This is a genomic window from Halomonas sp. NCCP-2165, from assembly GCF_023708045.1.
Classification (GTDB): domain Bacteria; phylum Pseudomonadota; class Gammaproteobacteria; order Pseudomonadales; family Halomonadaceae; genus Bisbaumannia; species Bisbaumannia pacifica.
On record NZ_BRCY01000016.1, the window covers coordinates 61,025 to 81,912 of the forward strand.

The window sequence follows — 20,888 nt, forward strand, 5'->3', positions numbered from 1 at the left end:
ATGTCGGAGACGCTAACGCCGCGCCGCTGGCTTGCCGGGCTGGCGGCGGGAGAGCGCCGGCGCCTGGGCCTGGCCACCCTGGCGGGCCTTGGGGTGGGCCTGGCGACCCTAGCGCAGATGGTGCTGCTGGCCTGGGTGATCTCGGCCGTGCTGGTGGCGCATCGTCCCCTGGCCGAGCTGCTGCCGGCCTTCCTGGCCGTGGCGGCGCTATTGGTGGTTCGCGCCCTCTGCCAGTGGGGCCAGGAGGCGCTCTCCCTGGCCGCCAGCCTGGCGATTCGCCGCCGAGCCCGGGCCGCGCTCCTCGATCATCTCACCGCCCTGGGCCCGGTGGGGCTGGCGGGGCGCCATAGCGCCGGCCTGGCCTCTCAACTGGTGGAGCAGCTCGAGGCCCTGGACGGCTATTTCGCGCGCTTCCTCCCCCAACTGCGCCTGGCGCTGCTGCTGCCGTTGACCCTGTTGGCGGTGGTGTTCTGGCTCGACTGGCTGGCGGCGCTCTTCCTGCTGCTGGCCATGCCACTGATTCCCCTCTTCATGGCCCTGGTGGGGATGGGGGCCGAGCGGCTCAACCGCGAGCAGTTCGCCGCCGTGACCCGCCTGGCCGGCCACTTCCTCGACCGCGTTCGGGGGCTCGCCACCCTGCAGCTCTTCGATCGCACCCGGGCCGCCACCGAGGAGGTCTACGTCGCCGCCGACGAGTACCGGAGCCGCAGCATGAAGACCCTGCGACTGGCCTTCCTCTCCTCGGCGGTGCTGGAGTTCTTCGCCTCGGTGGCCATCGCCGTGGTGGCCATCTACGTGGGCTTCGGGTTGCTGGGCTATATCGACTATGGCCCCTCGCCGCGGCTGACGCTGTTCAGCGGCCTGCTGATCCTGCTGCTGGCGCCGGAATTCTTCCAGCCGCTGCGCAGCCTGGCCCAGCACTATCACGACCGCGCCGCGGCCCTGGGCGCCGCCGAGTCGCTGGTGGCCCTGCTGCAGGAGACGCCGCCCCGGGGCGCCACGCCGTCGGCGCCGATCGGGGCCGATCATCTGCTCGAGCTGCAAGGCGTGAGCCTCGCCTATCCCGGGCGGGGCCCGGTGGTCGGTCCCCTGGATCTCGCCGTGGGGCGGGGCGAGATCCTGGCCCTGGCCGGGCCTTCCGGGGCGGGCAAGTCGAGCCTGCTGCGCCTGATGGCCGGCTTTATGGGCCCGGCCGAGGGCGAGCTGCGCCGCGAGGCCGTGCCCCTGGCCTGGATGGATCAGCGACCGCTGATCCTCCAGGGCAGCCTGGCGGAGAACCTGCGCCTGGCGGCACCCGAGGCCACCGATAAGGCCATGACCGAGGCGCTGCAGTGGGCCGGCCTCGGCGAGCTCTTGGCGCAATTGCCGGAGGGGCTGGCGACCCGGGTGGGAGAGCGTGGCAGCGGGCTATCCGGCGGCCAGGCGCAGCGCCTGGCCCTGGCCCGGGTCTTTCTTTCCCGGGCGCCGCTGGTGCTGCTGGACGAACCCACCGCCAGCCTGGATGCCGACAGCGAGGCGGCGGTGATCCATGGCCTTCGGGCCCTGGCCGCCGAGGGACGCACCCTGGTGGTGGCGTCGCACCAACCGGCCCTGCTGGCCCTGGCCGATCGGGTGATTCGCCTGGACGATGGCGCGATATCGCAGGACGAGGGAGGAGGGCGGTGATGAGTACCCCTTCGCTTCGCCGGACCCTGGCGCCCTGGCTGCGGTTGCTGGGGCGGCGCCGTCGGCGCCTGGAACTGGGCGCCTTGCTGCTGCTGGTCACGGTGGGCTCGGCCATCGGCCTGCTGGCGCTATCCGGCTGGTTTATTACCGCCACGGCCCTGACCGGCATGCTGCTGGCCGCCGGGGTGGCGGCCAGCCTGGATGTCTATGTCCCCGGTGGCGGGATCCGCTTCTTCGCCGTGGCCCGCACCGTGGCCCGCTATGTGGAGCGCCTCTATAACCACGACAGCGTGCTGCGACTGCTGGCGGATCTGCGCGCTCGCCTGTTCGCGGTACTGGCCGGCCTCGATGGCCAGACCCTGGCCCGGCGCCGGGCCAGCGAATGGCTTAATCGCCTGACCGCCGATATCGACACCCTGGACGGCCTCTACCTGCGCCTGCTGGCCCCGCCCGTGGTGGCGCTGCTGGCGATCCTCGGGGTGGCGGGTTTCCTGGCGCTCTTCGCCCCCATGATCGGCGCCTGGGTGGCGTCGATCCTGCTGCTGGCCTGGTGCTGGTTGGTGGTGGGGCAGGCCCGCTGGGGGCTGGCCCCCAGCCGGCGCCGGGTGGCCAGCCTCGACCGGTTGCGCGGGCAGGCGGTGGAGACCCTGCAGGGCCTCCCCGAGTGGATCGCCTTCTCTACCCTGGAGCGGCAGCGGACGCGCCTGGAGGCCGAAGAGGCGGCGCTCTATGCCGATCAGTGGCGGCTGGGGCTGCGCGGCGCCTTCGGCACGGCCCTGGTGGGCCTGGTGGTCGGCGGCACGGCGCTGCTGGCGCTATGGCTAGGCACCTCGGCGTTTCAGGCCGGCCAGCTGTCGGGACCGGTGATGGTGATGATGCCCCTGGCGCTGCTGGCCATGGGCGAGGCCCTGGGGGCCCTGCCCGCGGCCTTTACCCAGTTTGGCGCCAGCCTGGCCGCCGCCGAGCGGCTCAATGCCCTGGAGGCGGCGCCACCCGCACCCCTGGGGGGCGAGCGGGCCCTGGGACGCGAGGTGCCGGAGCTCGCGCTGGACAAGGTCGGCCTACGCTACCCGGGGGCCCTGACGTCGGCACTGCACGACGTCACCCTGCGCCTTGCCCCGGGCGAGCGCATCGCCCTGCTGGGGGCCTCCGGGGCCGGCAAGTCGAGCCTGGCGGCGCTGGTGGCCGGGCAGCTGTCGCCAAGCGCCGGCCGGGTGTGCGTCGCCGGAACGCCCCTCGGCGAGCTGGCGCCGGCGGCCTGGCGGGAGGCCCTGGCCTGGCAGACCCAGCGCCTGGAGCTCTTCGATGACAGCCTGGCCGCCAACCTGCGCCTGGCCGCCCCCGACGCCGATGAGGCGGCGCTGTGGCGGGTGTTGGCGCTGGTGGAACTGGACGACTGGGCCGCGACCCTGCCCCAGGGCCTGCAGACCCGGGTCGGGGAGAGTGGTGGCCTGCTCTCGGGGGGCCAGGCGCGGCGCCTGTCGCTGGCCCGGGTGCTGCTGCGCGAGCGGGCCCGTATCGTGATCCTCGACGAGCCCTTCGCCGGGGTCGATGCGGCCATGGCGGCGCGCATCGCCGCGCGCCTGGATGCCTGGCTCGAGGGGCGCAGCCTGCTCTATCTGATCCATCAATGGCAGGACGCCGCGCCGCTGCCCGGCATCGAGCGCGGCTACCGCCTGGTGGAGGGGCGCCTCGAAAGCGTTTGACGCAGAAGCTTTGCGCAGGTGGTCAAGATCTAGCAGGATAGGACAAAGCCCAACGAGGAGATGGCCATGCGAGACTTCCTGACCCGTCTGCCCAAGGCCGAGCTGCACCTGCATATCGAGGGCACCCTGGAGCCCGAGCTGATGTTCGAGCTGGCCGAGCGCAACCGGGTGCGCCTGCCCTATGCCGACGTGGAGGCGGTACGACGCGCCTACGATTTCGACGACCTGCAATCCTTCCTCGACCTCTACTACCAGGGCATGGGCGTGCTGCAGCGCCGCGAGGACTTCCATGAGCTGGCCATGGCCTACTTCCGCCGCGCCCATGCCGAGGGCGTGGTGCATGTGGACCTGCATTTCGACCCCCAGGCCCATCTGGCCCGGGGCCTGCCCCTGGCGGTGCCGGTGGAGGGCCTCTACCGGGCCATGCGCGACGCCGAGCGGGAGCTGGGCCTCTCCACGGGGCTGATCCTGGCCTTCCTGCGCGACCGCCCCGCCGAGGAGGCCATGGACGTGCTGGAGGCGGCCTCCCCCTACTGGGAGCTGATCGATGCGGTGGGCCTGGACAGCGCCGAGATGGGGCATCCGCCGAGCAAGTTCGAGGCGGTGTTCCGCCGCGCCAAGGAACTGGGCCTTCCGCGGGTGGCCCATGCCGGCGAGGAGGGGCCGCCGGCCTATATCCGCGAGGCCCTGGATCTTCTCGAGGTGTGTCGTATCGACCACGGGGTGTGGGCCATCGAGGACCCCGAGCTGATGCGGCGCCTGGCCGCCGAGCGGATTCCGCTGACCGTCTGCCCGCTCTCCAACCTGCGCCTCCGGGTGGTTCGGGAGCTCGGCGAGCTGCCCCTGCCGCAACTGCTCGAGGCGGGGCTCACCCTGACCCTGAACTCCGATGACCCCGCCTACTTCGGCGGTGGCGTGCTGGACAACTACCTGGCCTGCCGGCAGGCCTTCGGCTGGGACGAGGCGACCTTCCTGGGGCTGGCGCGCAACGCCCTGGAGGCGGCCTTTATGCCCGAGTCGCGGCGTAGCGAGCTCCTGGCCCGACTGGATGCGATGGCTTGAAGCAGGTTTATCGCCCTCGGCACGGCCAAACGCCCACGAGAGCTTGCCGGAGATTGGCCGTGCCGTGGCCTTACGCTGATCTGCGACCTTAAAGAAGCTCGGCGTGGACCCGCCCCTTGCCGGTGCGCTTGGCCCGGTACATGGCCTCATCGACCCGCTGTATCATGCGCTCGGTGGTTTCCTCGGCCTCGGCCAGGACCACCCCCAGGCTGGGGGTGACCCTCAATGTCTCGCCCTGCCAGGGCACCGGGGGCCTCAGGGCCGCGAGCAGCTTGTCGGCGATCTGCTGGGCGTTTTCGGCGCTGGTGCCGGGAATCACCACCAGGAATTCATCGCCGCCCAGGCGGGCGATGGTGTCGCCATCGCGCAGGCTGTTGCGCAGTCGCTCGGCGACCGCGACCAGGAGCGCATCCCCGGCCTGATGGCCATGGGTATCGTTGACCGCCTTGAAGTCATCCAGGTCGATCAGGATCAGCGCCGGTGGGCGTGTCCCCCGCGGCGCCTCCAGGGCCTCGGCCAGTTGGCTGCGGTTGGCCAGCCCGGTGAGGGGGTCCACCTCGGCGCGCTCGCGCAGCGCCTCGAACTGATCCTGGCGCTCCATGGCGAAGGCGGCGGTCTGGGCCAGGCTGGTCAGGAAGTTATCCTCGGCGGGGCCGGGGCGCACCGATTCCTCGACCAGCACCCAGAGATCGCCCAGCACCCGCCGGCGATCCTCGCTGAGCAGCGGATAGCGCCACCAGGCCCGGTAGTCGACCTGGACGGCGCAGCAGCCCGACGCGGTGGTGAAGGGCGTCGTGGTCTCGTCATAGAAGGCCGGCTGGCGCTGATTCGCCTCGGGAGCGGGGCAGTCGCCTCCCCGCAGCGTCGCTGCCGAGGCGAACTCGATATCCAGGTCACCATCGTGGACATGGGTGATCAGCACCCCGGCCCCGGGCCGATGATAGTCGATGGCGCCGCCGATGGAGGAGAGGATCTCCGGCAGGGCGTTCTCCAGGGTCACCTCGCGCAGGGTATGTGCCTTGGCGTCGCGCAGGGTCTCGTCGAGGCGCTCCAGGGTCTTGTCGGCGATCACGCAGAACAAATAGGCCTCGTCGTTCAGGCGCAGGCGCTCCACGCTCACCTCGGCGACCCTCAGGGCGCCGTCGCTGGCCAGCAGCGGCCAATTGCCACGCACCCGTAGCCCGTGTTCCAGGCAGGCGCCGAGCAGGCGCCGAATGCGTTCGGCCTCGCTGTCCAGGGTCAGGCTGACCGGATCGATGCCGATCAGCGCCTCCTGGGGCAGGTCCAGGAAGCGGGCCGCCTCCTCGTTGAGGTCGAGGATCTCGCCGTGCGCATTGAGTAGGCAGAAGCCGGTGGCGGAGGCGCGCTTGATCGCCTCCAGCAATTGGGTCTGACGGGACGCGGCGCGGCGACTCTCCTCCAGATGCTGGTGGGTGTCCAGCAGGCCGGCGGCGAGCCGTGCCAGGCCGTCGAGGCGTTGCCGGGTCAGTGCATCGAGCCGGCGCGGTTCCGGGGAGAGCACCCAGAGGGTGTCGACCTGGCCCGAGTTCCGCGGTAGCCGGACGCCGAGGTGACTGGCGACGCCCTCGATGGCGTCAGCGTCGTCCTGCACCAGGGCACGGGCGATGCGTGACGCCCGCTCGGGGGAGAGGCCATGTCGGGCGAGCGGCAGCGCGGTAGCGCCGGCTTGCCGCGTCAGCAGCACCCAGGGGTGGTCGCTGAGCTCGGCGGCCAGGGCCGTCAACTCGGTCAGCGCATCGAGATCACTCTCCCGAGGCAGGCGCGGCGCCTCCCAGGGGGTAAGGGGTAGGGGCAAGAGCGAACTCCTCCCTGCGTATATGCGTACCGGCCGAGGCGTGCGGTCATCGGGTGTCTCGCCGATGGCTCGCCGCCGGGGCCGAAAATTTATTGGTATAGGTGAGTGGTGGCTATCTTCCCGATAGCCGGGGCCCCGTCAAGCCTTTTTGCCGCTTCAACGCGGTATCGACGTGGCGCCGTGGCGATCCTTCATAAAAAAGGGGCGGTCCATGCATGGCATGGCCGCCCAATAGCGCGAGGCAACAGGAAAATTCGGGATGTGCTAGACGATGGCGTCCCTCCGGTGCAGGCACTGCCCACCGGCCCAGGTGGCGTGGACCGTGCGGTCATCGCCGAGGATCATCAGCGCGAAGAGGGTCTCCGCCAGGCTCTGGGTGCGGGCGGTGCGGCGTGCCAGCAGCGGCGTGGCGGCGGGGTCTAGAACCACGATATCGGCCTCGGCGCCGGGGCGCAGGCTGCCGATATGCTGGTCGAGGTGCAGGGCCCGGGCGTTGCCCAGGGTCAGGCGGTAGAAGCCCTGCCAGGCGGTCATCGGCTGGTCGAGCAGCTGACCCACCTGGTAGGCGGCCTTGAGGGTGGCCAGGCCCGAGAGGTCGGTGCCGCCGCCCACGTCGCTGGCCAGGGTGGTGTTGAGGCCGGCGTCGCGACAGGCCTGGCGGTCGAAGAGGCCGCTGCCCAGGAAGAGATTGGAGGTGGGGCAGAAGGCGATATTGGCGCCGGCGGCGGCCAGGCGATTGCGCATCTCCTGATCCAGATGGATGCCGTGGGCGAAGGTGCTGCGCGGGCCCACCAGGCCGAAGCGCTCGTAGACCGCCAGGTAGTCCCGGCACTCCGGGAAGAGCTCCGCCACCCAGGCGATCTCGCCCTTGTTCTCCGAGAGGTGGGTCTGCAGGTGCAGGTCCGGGGCGTTGCGCAGGATGCCGCCGGTGGCGTCCAACTGCGCCGGGGTGGAGGTGGGGGCGAAGCGCGGGGTCAGGCTATAGCCGAGGCGCCCCTTGCCGTGCCAGTCGGCGATCAGCCGCTCGCTGTCGGCGATGCCGCCCTCGGCGGTGTCGGTGAGGGCCTCCGGGGCGTGACGATCCATCAGCACCTTGCCGGCCAGCATGCGCAGGCCGCGCTTCTGGGAGGCGCCGAAGAAGGCCTCCACCGAGTTGGGGTGCGAGGTGCAGAAGACCTGGGCGCTGGTGGTGCCGGCGCGCAGCATCTCGGTGAGGAAGGCGTCGGCGACCTCCTCGGCATGGGCGCGCTCGGCGAAGCGGCACTCCTCCGGGAAGGTGTAGTCGTTGAGCCAGTCGAGCAACTGGCGACCATAAGAGGCCATGATATCGAGCTGGGCATAGTGCACATGGCTGTCGATAAAGCCCGGCATCATCAGCTTGCCGGAATAGTCGACCACCTCGATGTCCGCGGGCAACTGGGGGGCCAGCTCCCGGTAGTCGCCGACGGCGCGGATGCGGCCGTCTTCCAGCCACAGGGCGCCATCTTCCAGGTGCAGGACGCTGCCCTCGGCGGGGCTGTCGCCCTCGCCGGGATCATTGATAAAGCTCAGCAAGGGGCCGCGCAGGACCCGAGTCTGGGCATGGCTCATGGGATTCTCCAGGGGCGGGTGGTCGAGCCACCCGTCGATCATGATGTCTTGGGTTGCGAGAAGGCGTCGCGCAGCACCTCGGGGGCCACCCCGCGGCGATCCGGCTGGGCCGTCTCCGGCTTGAGGGTCAAGAGTTCCGCACTCACCGCCAGGGCGATCTCGTAGGGCAGCTTGCCCTTGGCGCCGGGAATGCCGATGGGGCAGCGCACCCGGGCCAGGGCCTCGGGGCCGTGGCCGGCGTCCGCCAGGCGGCGCTTGAAGCTGGCCCACTTGCTGTCGGAGCCGATCAACCCCAGGGAGGCGCAGTCGGCCCGGGCCAGCAGGTCGTCCACTAGGGCGCGGTCCTCGCCGTGGTCATGGGTCATCACCAGGGCGTGGCAGCCGGCGGGCAGGGCGGCCACCGCCTCGGTGGAGTCCGGGGCGTGGCGACACACGAGGCGCGGCTGGTCGGCGGCCCAGGCCGGGAAGGCATCTGCCCGGCTGTCGTGCCACAGCACCCGCCAGGGCAGCGGCGCCAGCAGCCCCACCAGGGCCTGGCCCACATGGCCGGCGCCGAACAGCGCCACCGTCATCTCGGCGCCACCGAACACCTCGATCAGCACATGCACATAACCGCCGCAGCACTGGCCGGAGCGCCCGCCCAGGGGGAAGGCCTCCAGGCGCGGGCCGCACTCGTCCGCGGCCAGGGCCCGGCGGGCGGCGTCGATCACCTGGTACTCGAAGGTGCCGCCGCCCAGGGTGTCGTGGACGCCCTCAGGGGTGATCACCATCTTGGCGCCGGGCTCCCGCGGGGTGGAGCCGGCGGCGCCCACCACGCTGGCCAGGGCATGGGGCACCGCCTCCCGCTGGAGGCGATGCAGGGCCTGGTGCCAGGAGAGGGCGCCCATCTCAGGCCGCTCCCTGGGCGTCGCGCAGGGCCTGGGCCACCATCAGCACCCGCTCCGGGGTCGCCGGGGTGTCGAGCTGCGGGGCGACCTTATAGTCGGCCAGGCTGGCCAGGGCGTCGCGCAGCGCCGACCACACCGAGATGCCCAGCATGAAAGGCGGCTCGCCGACGGCCTTGGAGCGGTAGATGCTGGCCTGGGAGTTGGGGTGACCCTCCAGCAGCTTGACGTTCATCACCGGCGGCAGGTCGCCGAAGGCGGGGATCTTGTAGGTGGCGGGGCCGTCGGAGACCAGGCGACCCGCGTCGTTCCACTTCAGCTCCTCGCTGGTCATCCAGCCCATGCCCTGGATAAAGGCGCCCTCGACCTGGCCGATATCGATGGCCGGGTTCAGGGAGTCGCCCACGTCGTGGAGGATATCCACCCGGGTGACCTGGTATTCGCCGCTCAGGGTATCCACCTCCACTTCGCTGACCGCGGCGCCGTGGGCATAGTAGTAGAAGGGGCGGCCCTTGCCGGTATTGCGGTCGTAGTGGATCAGCGGGGTGGCGTAGAAGCCCTTCTCGGAGAGCGAGACGCGACCCAGGTAGGCGGCCTGCACCAGCTCCGCCCAGGGCAGGCGGCGCTCGGCCTCGCCTTGCCCGGCCACCAGGGCGCCAGCCTCCAGGCGCATGCCGTCGCGATCCAGGCGGTAGTGCTCGGCGGCGAAGTCGAAGAGCCGCTCGCGCAGCTTCGAGGCCGCGTCCTTGGCCGCCTGGCCGTTGAGGTCGGCGCCACTGGAGGCCGCGGTGGGGGAGGTGTTGGGCACCTTGTCGGTGCGGGTGGCGGTGATGCGCACCCGCTCGATGTCCAGGCCCAGCTCCCGGGCCACCACCTGGCACACCTTGGTGTGCAGGCCCTGGCCCATCTCGGTGCCGCCGTGGTTGATCTGCACGCTGCCGTCGGTATAGACGTGGAGCAGGGCGCCGGCCTGGTTGAGGTGCTGGACGGTGAAGGAGATGCCGAATTTCACCGGGGTCAGCGCCAGGCCCTTCTTGATGATCGGGCTCTCGCGGTTGAAGTCGCTGATCGCCTGACGGCGCGCCCAGTAGTCGCTGCTCTGTTCGAGCTCGGCGATCAGGTCATGCAGCAGCTGCAACTGCTCGACCCGCTGGCCGTAGTGGGTGACGTCGCGGCCGGGACGGTAGAGGTTGCGCTTGCGCACCGTCAGCGGGTCCTCGCCGATATGCCGGGCGATATCGTCCATCACCTGCTCGATGATCATCACCCCCTGGGGGCCGCCGAAACCGCGGAAGGCGGTATTGGAGGCGGTGTGGGTCTTGGCCCGGTGGCCGGTGACCCGGGCCTGGCCCAGGGAGTAGGCATTGTCGGAATGGAACATGGCGCGATCGACCACCGCATCGGAGAGGTCCGGCGAGTAGCCGCAGTCGCCGATCACGGTGATCTCGCCGCCGACCAGCACGCCCTGGTCGTCGATGCCCAGGCGGTAGCGGTTATGGAAGGGGTGGCGCTTGCCGGTGGCGCGCATGTCCTCGGCCCGGGGCAGGCGCAGCTTGGCGGCGCGGCCGGTGCGCCGGGCGATCAGCGCGGCGATGCAGGCCCAGGGCGAGGCCTGGGTTTCCTTGCCACCGAAGCCGCCGCCCATGCGGCGCATCTCGGCGGTGACCGCGTGGAAGGGGATATCCAGCACCTCGGCGACCAGCTTCTGGGTCTCGCTGGGGTGCTGGTTGGAGGTGTGGATCACCACCCCCTCGTCCTCGCTGGGGGTGACCAGGCAGGCCTGGCCCTCCAGGTAGAAGTGCTCCTGGCCGCCGACGAACTGCTCGCCTTCCAGCACGTAGGTGGCGTCGCGCAGGGCCTGCTCCCAGTCGCCGCTCTGGTGGTGATGGGTGGGGCGCACGAACTCACCGCGCTCGGCGGCGGCCACCGGGTCGAGGCTGGCCGGCTGCTCGTCGATCTCCACCTCGGCCAGGCGCACCGCCTTGCGGGCGGCCTGATAGCTCTCGGCGGCCACGGCGAAGATCACCTGGCCCACGTAGCTGATCTCGTCGTCGACGAACAGCGGGTCGCCGGGGAAGACCGGGCCGATATCGGTGTGGCCGGGCACGTCGACGATGGTGATGACATCGACCACCCCGGGGGCGGCCTTGACCTGCTCCAGGTCGAGGCGGGTCAGGCGACCATGGGCCACCGGCGACAGGCCCAGTGCCACGTGCAGGGTGTCGGCGGGGCAGGGGATATCGTCGATATAGGCGGCCCGGCCGGTGACGTGCTTGACGGCGCTCTCGTGAATCCGGGACTGGCCGGCGGCGCCGCTGCCGGTCTCGGCCCGGGGGCTCGGGGCCTGTTGGGAAGCCTCGGGGGCGAGTTCAGTGAGCGTACGCATCGAGGGTCACCTTGGTGTCGTTGTGGGTGGTGTCGATCATCAGCCGCAGGCGTTCGAGGAGGTTGGCGGCGGCCAGCTTGCGGTACTCGGCGCTGCCGCGCACGTCGCTCATCGGCGAGAGCTCCTGGTCGAGGGCCGCCTTGGCCGCGGCGAAGGCCTCGAGGCTGGGGGCCTGCCCCTCCAGGGCCGCCTCGGTACGCGGCACCCGGCGGGGAATCGCCGCCATGCCGCCGAAGGCCAGGCGCACGTCGCGCATCACGCCCTCCTCCAGGCGCCAGGCGAAGGCCGCCAGCACCGCGGAGATATCGTCCTCACGACGTTTGGACAGCTTCCACACCTTGAGATTCTGCTCCGCCGTCGGGCGCGGCAGGAAGATGCTGCGGATAAATTCGTGGTCGGCCAGGGCGGTCTTCTTGTAGTCGAGGAAGAAGTCGCCCAGGGGCAGTTCCCGCTCGCCATCGGGGCCATCCAGCAAGAGCCGCGCCTCCAGGGCCAGCAGCACGGGGGGGCTGTCGCCGATCGGCGAGGCGTTGGCGATATTGCCGCCCAGGGTGGCGCGGTTGCGAATCTGCTGGGAGGCGAAGCGGTGCAGCAGATGCGCGAAGGCGGGGTAGGCCTCCTCCAGCAAGGGCTCGAGCCGCGACAGGGGCACGGCGGCGCCGATCCACCAGCCGTCGTCGGTGGCCTCGATCTCGTTGAGCTCGGCGACCCGGCGCACATCGATCAGGTCGTCGAGGGCCTTGAGCTGCTGGGTGGTCTCCAGCCACAGGTCGGTGGCCCCGGCCACCAGGCGCGCCTGGGGACGCTCGGCCTTGAGGCGGCGCAGCGCGGCCAGGTCACGGGGGGCGCTGAAGTGGCCCTGAGACGCCAGTTCGGCGGGGCTTTCCTGGCGCTGCTTGCCCACGTCCACGGCCAGGCCCGGATCGTCGGCCCAGCTGGGGTGGGTGTCCGGGTAGTCGCTCATGGTCAGGGCGGCGTCGCGGATCGGCCGGTAGCCGGTGCAGCGGCACAGGTTGCCGCCCAGGGCCTGCTCCAGGCGTGCCTGGGTCAGCGGCGCCGGGGTGCGGCGCTGGGTCTCGTGGAGGGTGAACAGCGACATCACGATGCCCGGGGTGCAGAAGCCGCACTGGCTGGCGTGGCACTCCACCATCGCCGCTTGGGCCGGGTGCAGGGCGTCGCCCCGGGCCAGGCCCTCCACGGTGACCAGGTGACAGCCCTGGAGCTGGTGAGCCGGGGTGATGCAGGCGTTGGCGGTGCGATACTCCAGCTCGCCGTCGGCGTTGGGTTCGCCGATGGTCACGGTGCAGGCGCCGCAGTCACCGGAGGCGCAGCCCTCCTTGGTGCCGGTCTTGCCGAGTCGGGTCCGCAGCAGCTCGAGGACGCTGGTGTCAGGGGGCACCTCGACGCCGCTCTGGCGTTGGCCATTGAGATAGAAGTCGATCATTGGCGTATCCGCTGGTTGTTATCGTCTGTCGTTGTCTTGACCGATTGGTCAACTTTCAGAAAGCGTGGCTGATCCCCGCCGAAAGTGCAAGGGGAAATTTCACCCGTCATGACTCTGATGACGGGAGGTTTGGATATACAAAAGTCTAAATGGCTGAGGGGCTCTGGGGGCAGGTCGTAGCAAAGCGTCTTTTTCAGGGACGAAAAAGTCGAGCGCCCAAGGATGGGTTCACAGCGTCTTTGCGAAGTGCCTGTCCCCAGAGTAGCCCCGGCCCTAGGCAATAGCGTCATGGACTTTAATCGGCCAGGCCCTTGGCCAAGGCGTTGCACCGGGCCCGGGGCTACGGCAAGCTTGTGGCTTTGCAGCCGAGCGGTAAGTGATGACCTCCATGAATTCCGTCGATTCGACGCCGACCCGCACCCGCAACGAGCAGCTGATCCTCGAGGCCGCCGAGCGCGTCTTCGCCTGCCACGGCTACCGTGGTGCCAGTGTTCAGGCCATCGCCGAGGCCGCCGGGTTGCCGAAATCGAATGTGCTCTACTACGTGGGTAGCAAGCGCCGGCTCTATGTCACCCTGCTGGAGCGGATGATGGGGCGCTGGAACGCCATGCTCGACGATATTCGCGTCGAGGATGATCCCGCCGAGGTGCTGGAGGCCTTTATCCGCAGCAAGATGGCGCTGAGTCGCAGCCACCCCCAGGGCTCCCGGCTGTTCGCCGCGGAGATCCTCGGCGGCGCGCCTTTCCTCCAGGAGTACCTGCACGGCGAGCTGCGCGACTGGGTCCAGGCCCGGGCCCGGGTCTTCGAGCAGTGGGCCGAGCGGGGCCTGATGGATCCGGTGGATCCGGTCTGGCTGATCTTCCTGATCTGGTCCTCCACCCAGCACTACGCCGATTTCGAGGCCCAGGTCCTCGGCATCACCGGCAAGGAGAGCCTCTCCGACGCCGACTATGAGCGGGCCACCGATTTCCTCTGTCGAGTGATTCTCAAGGGCTGCGGTGTCAAAAGCGCCGCCGGAGCCGCGACCCCGGTGTGACGCTGCCGGTTTTTGTATACACTATGGGCAGGCAATGATGTTCAGTGACTGCGCCACCGGAAAGGGCAGGCTGGGATACCAACAAGACGGAGTGGAGTGGGCGCCAAGCGATGAATAATCAATGGCAGGAGACCATGCTCGCCGAGGTCAAGGCGGGCGGACGCATCAGTGATCAGCATATCGTCGACATGATTCGCCAGGCGGTGCTGAGCCAGCGGCTGCCCCCGGGCACTCGCCTACCGGAAGTGGCCCTGGGCGAGATCTTCGGCGTCAGCCGCTCGGTGGTGCGCAAGGCCCTGACGCGGCTGGCTTCCTACCATGTGATTACCCAGCAGCCCAATCAGGTGGCGCGGGTCTGCGCCCCGGATATCGACGAGACCCACGAGATCTTCGCCGCCCGGCGCCTGGTGGAGGGCGAGGTGGTGGCCCTGCTGGCCGGCGCCCTGGAACCGGAGCAGTGTGCGGTGCTGGCCAACCATGTGGAGGCCGAGAAGGCCGCCTATGCCGAGGGCGACGAGAGCGCCCGCATCGAACACTCCCTGGCCATTCATCACTACCTGGCCGATCACGCCCCCAATCGCATCCTCGGCAAGATGCTCTCCGAGCTGATCCTGCGCACCTCCATCGTGATCGCCCTCTACAAGCAGCCGAGCCTGGCTTCCTGCTACCTGGACGGGGATCATGACACCCTGCTGGCCTGCCTGCGCGATGGCGATGCCGAGGGGGCGCGTCGCGCCATCGGTCAGCACCTGGCGAGCCTCGAGCAGCTCCTCGACCTGCGCGCCCAGGAGAACCGCATCGATCTGGCGGCGATTTTCGGTAAACTGGGCGGCTGATACGGCGCCATGTTTTCCCCCGCGGCCCGGCGACTCGTCGGGCCGCGGTCGTTGGCGGCCCAGCCATCGTCCGGACCCCGAGACTCCCATGCGTGATTCCCTGCCCATCGATAGCCAGCTCCCCGAGATTCAGGCCACCCTGGAGGCGCACCCCCGGGCGCTGTTGATCGCCGAGCCCGGCGCCGGCAAGACCACCCGGGTACCGTTGGCGCTGCTCGAGAGCGACTGGTGTCGACAGGGACGCCTGCTGTTGCTGGAGCCGCGGCGGGTGGCGGCGCGCCTGGCGGCGGCGCAGCTGGCCGCCAACCTGGGCGAGGCGGTCGGCGAGACGGTGGGGTACCGCATGCGTGGCGAGTCCCGGGTGGGTCCGGGAACCCGCCTGGAGGTGGTCACCCAGGGCGTCTTGACCCGCATGCTCCAGGCCGATCCGAGCCTCGAGGGGGTGGCCGGGGTGATCTTCGACGAGTTTCACGAGCGCAGCCTGGAGGCCGACCTGGGCCTCGCCCTGAGCCTGGATGCCCAGGCGGGGCTGCGCGAGGAGCTGCGCCTGCTGGTGATGTCGGCGACCCTGGACGAGGCCACCCTGCTCGGCGTGCTGGGGGAGGCAACCCCGGTGCTGCGCTGTCCGGGGCGCACCTACCCGGTCACCACCCACTACCGGGCCATGCCTTCCCGCGAGCGACCCGAGCGCCACCAGGCGGCGGTGATCCGCGAGGCCCTGGCCACCGATCAGGGTGACATGCTGGTGTTCCTGCCCGGGGTGGCGGAGATTCGCCGCCTGGCCCGGGAGCTCGGTGACCTCGAGGCTCGGGTCCTGGAGCTGCATGGTCGCCTGCCGCTCGCCGAGCAGCGTCGCGCCCTGGCCCGGGATCCCGAGGGGCGGCGTCGGGTGGTGCTCTCTACCGCCCTGGCGGAGTCCAGCGTTACCGTGGACGGGGTGCGCATCGTCATCGATGCCGGCTTCGAGCGGGTGCCGGAATTCCAGGCCCGCACCGGATTGAGCCGACTGGTGACTCGCCGGGTCAACCGGGCCAGCGCCGAGCAGCGCCGGGGGCGGGCGGCGCGCCAGGGGCCCGGGGCCTGCTACCGGCTGTGGGCGGCGGAGCAGGCCCTGCCGGCCCATGGCGAACCGGAACTGCTTCAGGCCGACCTGGCGCCCCTGGCCTTCGAGCTGGCGCGCTGGGGCGTTGTCGAGGTCGAGGCGCTGGCCTGGGTGACGCCGCCCCCCGCCGCCGCCCTGGCATCGGGGCGCAGGGCCCTCCGGCGCCTGGCGCTGCTGGATTCCGATCACCACCTGACCGGCCTGGGACGCGACGCCGAACGCTGGCCCTGTCATCCGCGCCTGGCGGCGATGCTGGTGCGTGCCGCCGAGATCGACGCCCGGCCCCTGGCCTGCTGGCTGGCCGCCGCCCTGGAGACGGGCCTCGAGGCCGATGACCTGGCCGCGGCCTTGAGCCGGCTGCCCGGCCCCCGGGCCCAGGGCCTCGAGGCCCAGTGGTACCGGGAGGCGCGGCGCCTGGCGCGGATCGCCGGGGTGGGCCTCGAGGTCGCGGATCTCGGGCCCCTCGGAGAACTGGCCGCCCTCGCCTGGCCGGAGCGGGTGGCCGTCAGGCTGGCGCCGGGGCGCTTCAAGCTGGCCGGCGGCAGCCAGGCCTGGCTGCCGGACGCCCATCCCCTGGCCCAGGCCGAGCTCCTGGTGGCCCTCTCCCTGGACGGCAAGCCGGAAGGGGCGCGGATCTTCAGCGCCCTGAGCCTGGATCGCTCGCGCCTGGCGGCCTGGTACCCGGAGATCGCGACCTGGCAACCGCTGATCCGCTGGGACGCCGAGGCCGGGCGCCTAGTGGGGGAGGAGGTCCAGGCCCTGGACGAGGCGATCCTGGCGCGGCGTCCCCTGGCCAGGCTGCCCGCCGAGGCGGTGGAGGCGGCGCTGCTCTCGGCCCTGCGCGAGCGGGGTCAACTTGCCTTCGATGAAGAGGGCGAACAGCTCCGGGCGCGGATGGCCTTGCTGCGTCGTGAATTGCCCGAGGCGGATTGGCCCGACTGGTCGACGCCGACCCTGCTGACCGCGCTGGAGACCTGGCTCGGGCCGCACCTGGCGGGGGTGCGCAGCCTGGAGGCGGTAGACCGCCTGCCCCTGGGCAAGTTACTGCTGGAGGGCCTCGACTGGTCCCTGCGCCAGCGCCTGGAGCAGCTGGCGCCGACGCACCTCAGGGTGCCCAGTGGTTCCCGGGTGCGCCTCGATTACCGGGGCGAGTCGCCGCTGCTGGCGGTCAAGCTCCAGGAGCTGTTCGGGCTGGCCGAGACCCCACGGCTGGTGGAAGGGCGGGTGCCGGTGCTGGTGCAGCCGCTGTCGCCGGCCCGTCGCCCCCTGCAGACCACCCATGACCTGGCGAGCTTCTGGCGCCACGGCTACTTCGAGGTGCGCAAGGAGATGCGCGGTCGCTACCCGAAGCACCCCTGGCCGGAGGATCCTCTATCCGCCCAGGCCACCGCCCGCACCAAGCGCCGCGGCCAATAAGTCAGGTTCTTCGCAGATCAGCGTGAAGTCACGACATGGCCACTCTCCGGCATGCCATTGTAGGAGCTAGCTTTAGCTGGCGATTCGTGAGGGCTGGCTTTGGCCGCGGTCCCACAATGGTATTCACGCCAGAACTGATCCGGCGCTGGCTCCCCCGTCCTTCTACCCAGGCATGCTGATTTAGCATCATTGGCGGCTTTCAGGCCCCCTCACTATAGTGACAGAGGTGTGGTTGCCGGGCCCGGCGGGTTGGCGGGCCGAGGAGAGGCCGATGATTCTCGCCTGGGTCGTGATCCTGCTGACGTTGGGGTCGGTGCTCTTCTATCTCGTCTCGCCCTGGCAACTGACGCCGTTGGCCTCCAACTGGGGGGCCATGGACACCACCATCCAGATCACCGCCCTGGTCACCGGGGCGGTCTTCGTCGCGGTCAATCTCTTCCTCGCCTGGGTCATCCTGCGTTATCGCCACCGCGCGAGTCGCCGCGCCGACTTCGACCCCGAGAACAAGCGCCTGGAGGGCTGGCTGACCCTGATCACCGGCGTGGGGATCGCCGCCCTGCTGGCCCCGGGGCTCTGGGTCTGGGGCGATTTCGTCCGGGCCCCCGAGGAGGCGCATCGGGTGGAAGTGGTGGGTCAGCAGTGGCGCTGGAGTTTCCGCCTGCCCGGCGAGGATGGCGAGTTCGGGCGCGTCGATCCCCGCGCCCTCGAGACGGACAATCCCTTCGGCCTCGGCGAGGATCCCGCCGGCCTCGATGATCGCCTGGTGATGGAGCCACGCCTGTTGTTGCCCCAGGGGCAGCCGGTACAACTGCGGCTGCGCTCCAAGGACGTGCTGCACAACTTCCAGGTGGCCAACTTCCGCGCCAAGATGGATCTGGTACCGGGCCAGGTCTCCCACTTCTGGCTGACTCCCACCGAACCGGGCGACTATCAGGTGGTCTGCGCCGAGCTGTGCGGCATCGCCCATTTCGCCATGCGCGCGCGCATCGAGGTGGTGGCGCCGGAGGTCTTCGAGGCCTGGCGGGACGAGTTGCCGACTCAGGCCGACTGGCTGGCTCGGGCCAACCCCGATCTCGAGGCGGGCCGGGCCCATTACGCCAGTTGTGCCGCCTGCCATGGCGCCAGCGGTGGGGGCAACGCCGCCATCCAGGCGCCGCCCCTGGCGGGCTTGACGCCCGACTACCTGCATCGTCAGCTCGAGCTGTTCCGCCGCGGCGCCCGGGGCACCCATGCCGAGGATACCCAGGGCCAGCAGATGCGCCCCTTCGCCCTGCAGCTGCCCGATGAGGCCGCCATCGGCGATGTGGCGGCCTATATCGCCTCCTTCGAGCCGGCGATCTCGCCGCCCGCCGAGGCCGGCGACCCGCGGCGCGGGGCCGGCCTGTATCGCACCTGTGCGCATTGTCACGGCGCCCGGGGGGAGGGCGTCGCGGCGACCCGGGGGCCACCCCTGGCGGGGCTGCCGGACTGGTACCTGATCCGACAGCTGGAGCACTTTCGGGAGGGCATCCGCGGCCGTCATGCCGACGACCCCTATGGCAACCAGATGGTGGACATGGCCCAGATGCTGGTGAATCGGCGGGCGGTGGAGGACGTGGTGGCGCATATCACCCGCCTCGGCACCGGGACGGAGGAGGAGTGACCCATGGGCGAACCGAGTCGCGAGGCGCTGCTCGACGAGGAGATGGAGCTGGTCCACCCCAGGACCTTCCTCGGCAAGTACATCTGGAGTCAGGATGCCAAGGTGATCGCCGTCCAGTATGCCCTGACGGCCACCGCCATCGGCCTGGTGGCCCTGGTGCTGTCGATCCTGATTCGCCTGCAGCTGGGGTTTCCCGGCACCTTCTCGCTGATCGACCCGAGCAGCTACCTGCAGTACGTGACCATGCACGGCATGATCATGGTGGTCTATCTGCTGACCGCCTTCCTCCTGGGTGCCTTCGGCAACTACCTGATTCCCTTGATGATCGGTGCCCGGGACATGGCCTTTCCCTTTCTCAATATGCTCAGCTACTGGTTCTACCTGGCCTCGGTGCTGATCCTGGTGGCGGGCTTCTTCGTGCCCGGTGGCCCCACCGGCGGGGGCTGGACCCTCTATCCCCCCCAGGTGATCAGTGCCGGCACCCCGGGGGCGGAAGGCGGTGTCGTGCTGATGCTGGTCTCGCTGATCGTGTTTATCGCCGGTTTCACCATGGGCGGGCTCAACTACGTGGTCACGGTACTCCAGGCGCGCACCCGGGGCATGACCCTGATGCGCCTGCCGCTGACCATCTGGGGCATCTTCATGGCCACGGTGCTGGCGCTGCTGGCCTTTCCCGCCCTGCTGGTGGCGGTCCTGATGCTGCTCAGCGACCTGCTGCTGGGGTCCAGCTTCTTTATGCCGGCGATGCTCAACCTGGGCGACCCCTCCACCCACGAGGGCGGGAGCCCGCTGCTCTACCAGCATCTGTTCTGGTTCTTCGGGCACCCGGAGGTCTATATCGTCGCGCTGCCCGCCTTCGGCATCGTCTCGGATATTCTCGCCTGTCACGCCCGCAAGAATATCTTCGGCTACCGCATGATGGTCTGGGCGCTGATCCTGATCGGCGTGCTCAGCTTCGTGGTCTGGGCCCACCATATGTTCGTCAGCGGCATGAGCCCCTATTTCGGCTTCCTCTTCGCCACCACTACCCTGATCATCGCCGTGCCCACGGCGATCAAGGTCTACAACTGGGTGCTGACCCTGTGGCGGGGCAATATCCGCCTCACGGTGCCCATGCTCTTCGCCATCGGCTTCCTCTTCACCTTCGTCAACGGTGGCCTGAGCGGCCTCTTCCTGGGCAATGTCACCGTGGACGTGCCGCTCTCGGATACCTACTTCGTGGTGGGGCACTTCCATATGGTGATGGCCGTGGCGCCGGTGCTGGTGATCTTCGCCGGCCTCTATCACTGGTATCCCAAGGTGACCGGGCGGATGTTTCACCAGGGACTGGCCAAGTGGCACTTCTGGCTCACCTTCCTGGGCACCTATGTGGTCTATTTCCCGATGCATTTCATGGGCTTCGCCGGGGTGCCCCGGCGCTACTACGCCTATGGCGAGAGTACCTTCATTCCCGACTCGGTGATCACCCTGAACATGGTGATCACCCTGGCGGCCCTGGTGGTGGCGGCGGCGCAGCTGCTGTTCCTGATCAATATGGCCTGGAGCCTGCGCCGCGGCGAGCGGGCCGACCCCAACCCCTGGGGCGCCACCACCCTGGAGTGGCAGACGCCGCATACGCCGCCGCGGCACGGTAATTTCGGCGAACGGCTGCCGGTGGTCTACCGCTGGGCCTACGACTACAGCGTGCCGGGGGCGTCCCGGGACTTCCTGCCCCAGAACCAGCCGCCCCAGGCTCGGGGCGAGGAGGCGCCGCGATGATTCCCTCCCTGGCCCTGATCAGCCTGATGATGCTGCTGCTCGGCGCCTGGCTGTTTCGCCACACCTGGGGGGCTCGCCCCTGGGAGGCCCAGGTGGCCGGCCGGGCGCCGGCGCGGCAGGCCCCGCCGGGGGCGACCCCGGCGCGGGTCGGCCTGGGGGTGATCCTGGCGATGGCCACCTCGCTGTTTGCGCTGACGGTCAGCGCCTACCTGATGCGCCTGGGGATGGCCGGCGAGACGGTGTCGCTGCGCCTGCCCGGCGTGCTGTGGGCCAACTCCCTGCTGCTGATGATCGCGAGCCTGGCCTGGCAGCGCGCCTGGGGGGCGGCGCGGCGCCGCCAACCCGGGCGGCTGCGCCGTTCGCTCGCCTGGGCCGGGGGCTTGAGCCTGACCTTCCTGGCGGGGCAGGGGCTGGCCTGGTGGCAGCTGACCGCCGGGGGCATCACCCTCCAGGCAAGCCCCGTGGGTGCCTACTTCTATCTACTGACCCTGCTGCATGCCCTGCACCTGCTGGGGGGGATGGTGGCCTGGTGGCGTACCTGGCGG

General features: G+C 70.1%; 14 protein-coding genes. 9 read left to right on the plus strand and 5 right to left on the minus strand.

All coding sequences use genetic code 11. The features are described 5' to 3' along the window. The 3 genes from cydD to NFU04_RS10180 all read left to right on the plus strand — a co-directional run bounded on the left by cydD (position 1) and on the right by NFU04_RS10180 (position 4,433). The gene (gene cydD, locus NFU04_RS10170) at positions 1-1,665 is read left to right on the plus strand and encodes a thiol reductant ABC exporter subunit CydD (RefSeq protein ID WP_251309324.1); all 1,665 of its coding nucleotides are present in this window, start codon (positions 1-3) and stop codon (positions 1,663-1,665) included. After that, positions 1,665-3,371: a thiol reductant ABC exporter subunit CydC gene (cydC, locus tag NFU04_RS10175; RefSeq protein ID WP_251309325.1), complete on the plus strand. Its 1,707-nt coding sequence runs from the start codon at positions 1,665-1,667 to the stop codon at positions 3,369-3,371. Before cydD ends, cydC begins: the two co-directional genes overlap by 1 nt. Before the next feature lie 66 nt (positions 3,372-3,437). Beyond that, positions 3,438-4,433: an adenosine deaminase gene (locus NFU04_RS10180; protein ID WP_251309326.1), complete on the plus strand. Its 996-nt coding sequence runs from the start codon at positions 3,438-3,440 to the stop codon at positions 4,431-4,433. 88 nt (positions 4,434-4,521) lie between these two features. Here the strand turns inward: NFU04_RS10180 and NFU04_RS10185 are convergent, their stop codons facing one another. The 5 genes from NFU04_RS10185 to xdhA form a co-directional block, all read right to left on the minus strand. After that, positions 4,522-6,249 (minus strand): GGDEF domain-containing protein, encoded by a 1,728-nt coding sequence (locus NFU04_RS10185; RefSeq protein ID WP_251309327.1) that lies wholly within the window; start codon positions 6,247-6,249, stop codon positions 4,522-4,524. Between the two features lie 264 nt (positions 6,250-6,513). Continuing rightward, positions 6,514-7,839: a guanine deaminase gene (guaD, locus tag NFU04_RS10190; RefSeq protein ID WP_251309328.1), complete on the minus strand. Its 1,326-nt coding sequence runs from the start codon at positions 7,837-7,839 to the stop codon at positions 6,514-6,516. A gap of 38 nt (positions 7,840-7,877) precedes the next feature. Further along, the gene (gene xdhC / locus NFU04_RS10195; protein ID WP_251309329.1) at positions 7,878-8,726 is read right to left on the minus strand and encodes a xanthine dehydrogenase accessory protein XdhC; all 849 of its coding nucleotides are present in this window, start codon (positions 8,724-8,726) and stop codon (positions 7,878-7,880) included. A 1-nt stretch (position 8,727) separates the two neighbouring features. Then, positions 8,728-11,109 (minus strand): xanthine dehydrogenase molybdopterin binding subunit, encoded by a 2,382-nt coding sequence (gene xdhB / locus NFU04_RS10200; RefSeq protein ID WP_251309330.1) that lies wholly within the window; start codon positions 11,107-11,109, stop codon positions 8,728-8,730. Beyond that, complete coding sequence (xdhA, locus tag NFU04_RS10205) at positions 11,093-12,553, minus strand: xanthine dehydrogenase small subunit (protein WP_251309331.1); 1,461 nt, start codon at positions 12,551-12,553, stop codon at positions 11,093-11,095. The genes xdhB and xdhA overlap by 17 nt, the downstream gene beginning before the upstream one ends. 379 nt (positions 12,554-12,932) lie before the next feature. Here xdhA and NFU04_RS10210 point away from each other — a divergent pair, with 379 nt between their 5' ends. From NFU04_RS10210 to NFU04_RS10235, 6 genes are all read left to right on the plus strand, one after another. Then, positions 12,933-13,589 carry a TetR/AcrR family transcriptional regulator gene (locus tag NFU04_RS10210; RefSeq protein WP_251309332.1) on the plus strand — a complete coding sequence of 219 codons (657 nt, stop codon included), beginning with the start codon at positions 12,933-12,935 and terminating at the stop codon, positions 13,587-13,589. 110 nt (positions 13,590-13,699) lie between these two features. Continuing rightward, positions 13,700-14,425, plus strand: a complete 726-nt coding sequence (locus NFU04_RS10215; protein ID WP_251309333.1) for a GntR family transcriptional regulator — start codon at positions 13,700-13,702, stop codon at positions 14,423-14,425. 88 nt (positions 14,426-14,513) lie between these two features. Continuing rightward, the gene (gene hrpB, locus NFU04_RS10220) at positions 14,514-16,943 is read left to right on the plus strand and encodes an ATP-dependent helicase HrpB (RefSeq protein WP_251309334.1); all 2,430 of its coding nucleotides are present in this window, start codon (positions 14,514-14,516) and stop codon (positions 16,941-16,943) included. A 271-nt stretch (positions 16,944-17,214) separates the two neighbouring features. Next, positions 17,215-18,585: a c-type cytochrome gene (locus NFU04_RS10225; protein ID WP_251309335.1), complete on the plus strand. Its 1,371-nt coding sequence runs from the start codon at positions 17,215-17,217 to the stop codon at positions 18,583-18,585. Positions 18,586-18,588: 3 nt separating this feature from the next. Next, positions 18,589-20,343 carry a cytochrome c oxidase subunit I gene (locus tag NFU04_RS10230; protein WP_251309336.1) on the plus strand — a complete coding sequence of 585 codons (1,755 nt, stop codon included), beginning with the start codon at positions 18,589-18,591 and terminating at the stop codon, positions 20,341-20,343. Further along, positions 20,340-20,888, plus strand: a 549-nt coding sequence (locus tag NFU04_RS10235) for a cytochrome oxidase subunit III (RefSeq protein ID WP_251309337.1), incomplete at its 3' end; no start/stop codon positions are given. The genes NFU04_RS10230 and NFU04_RS10235, both read left to right, overlap by 4 nt.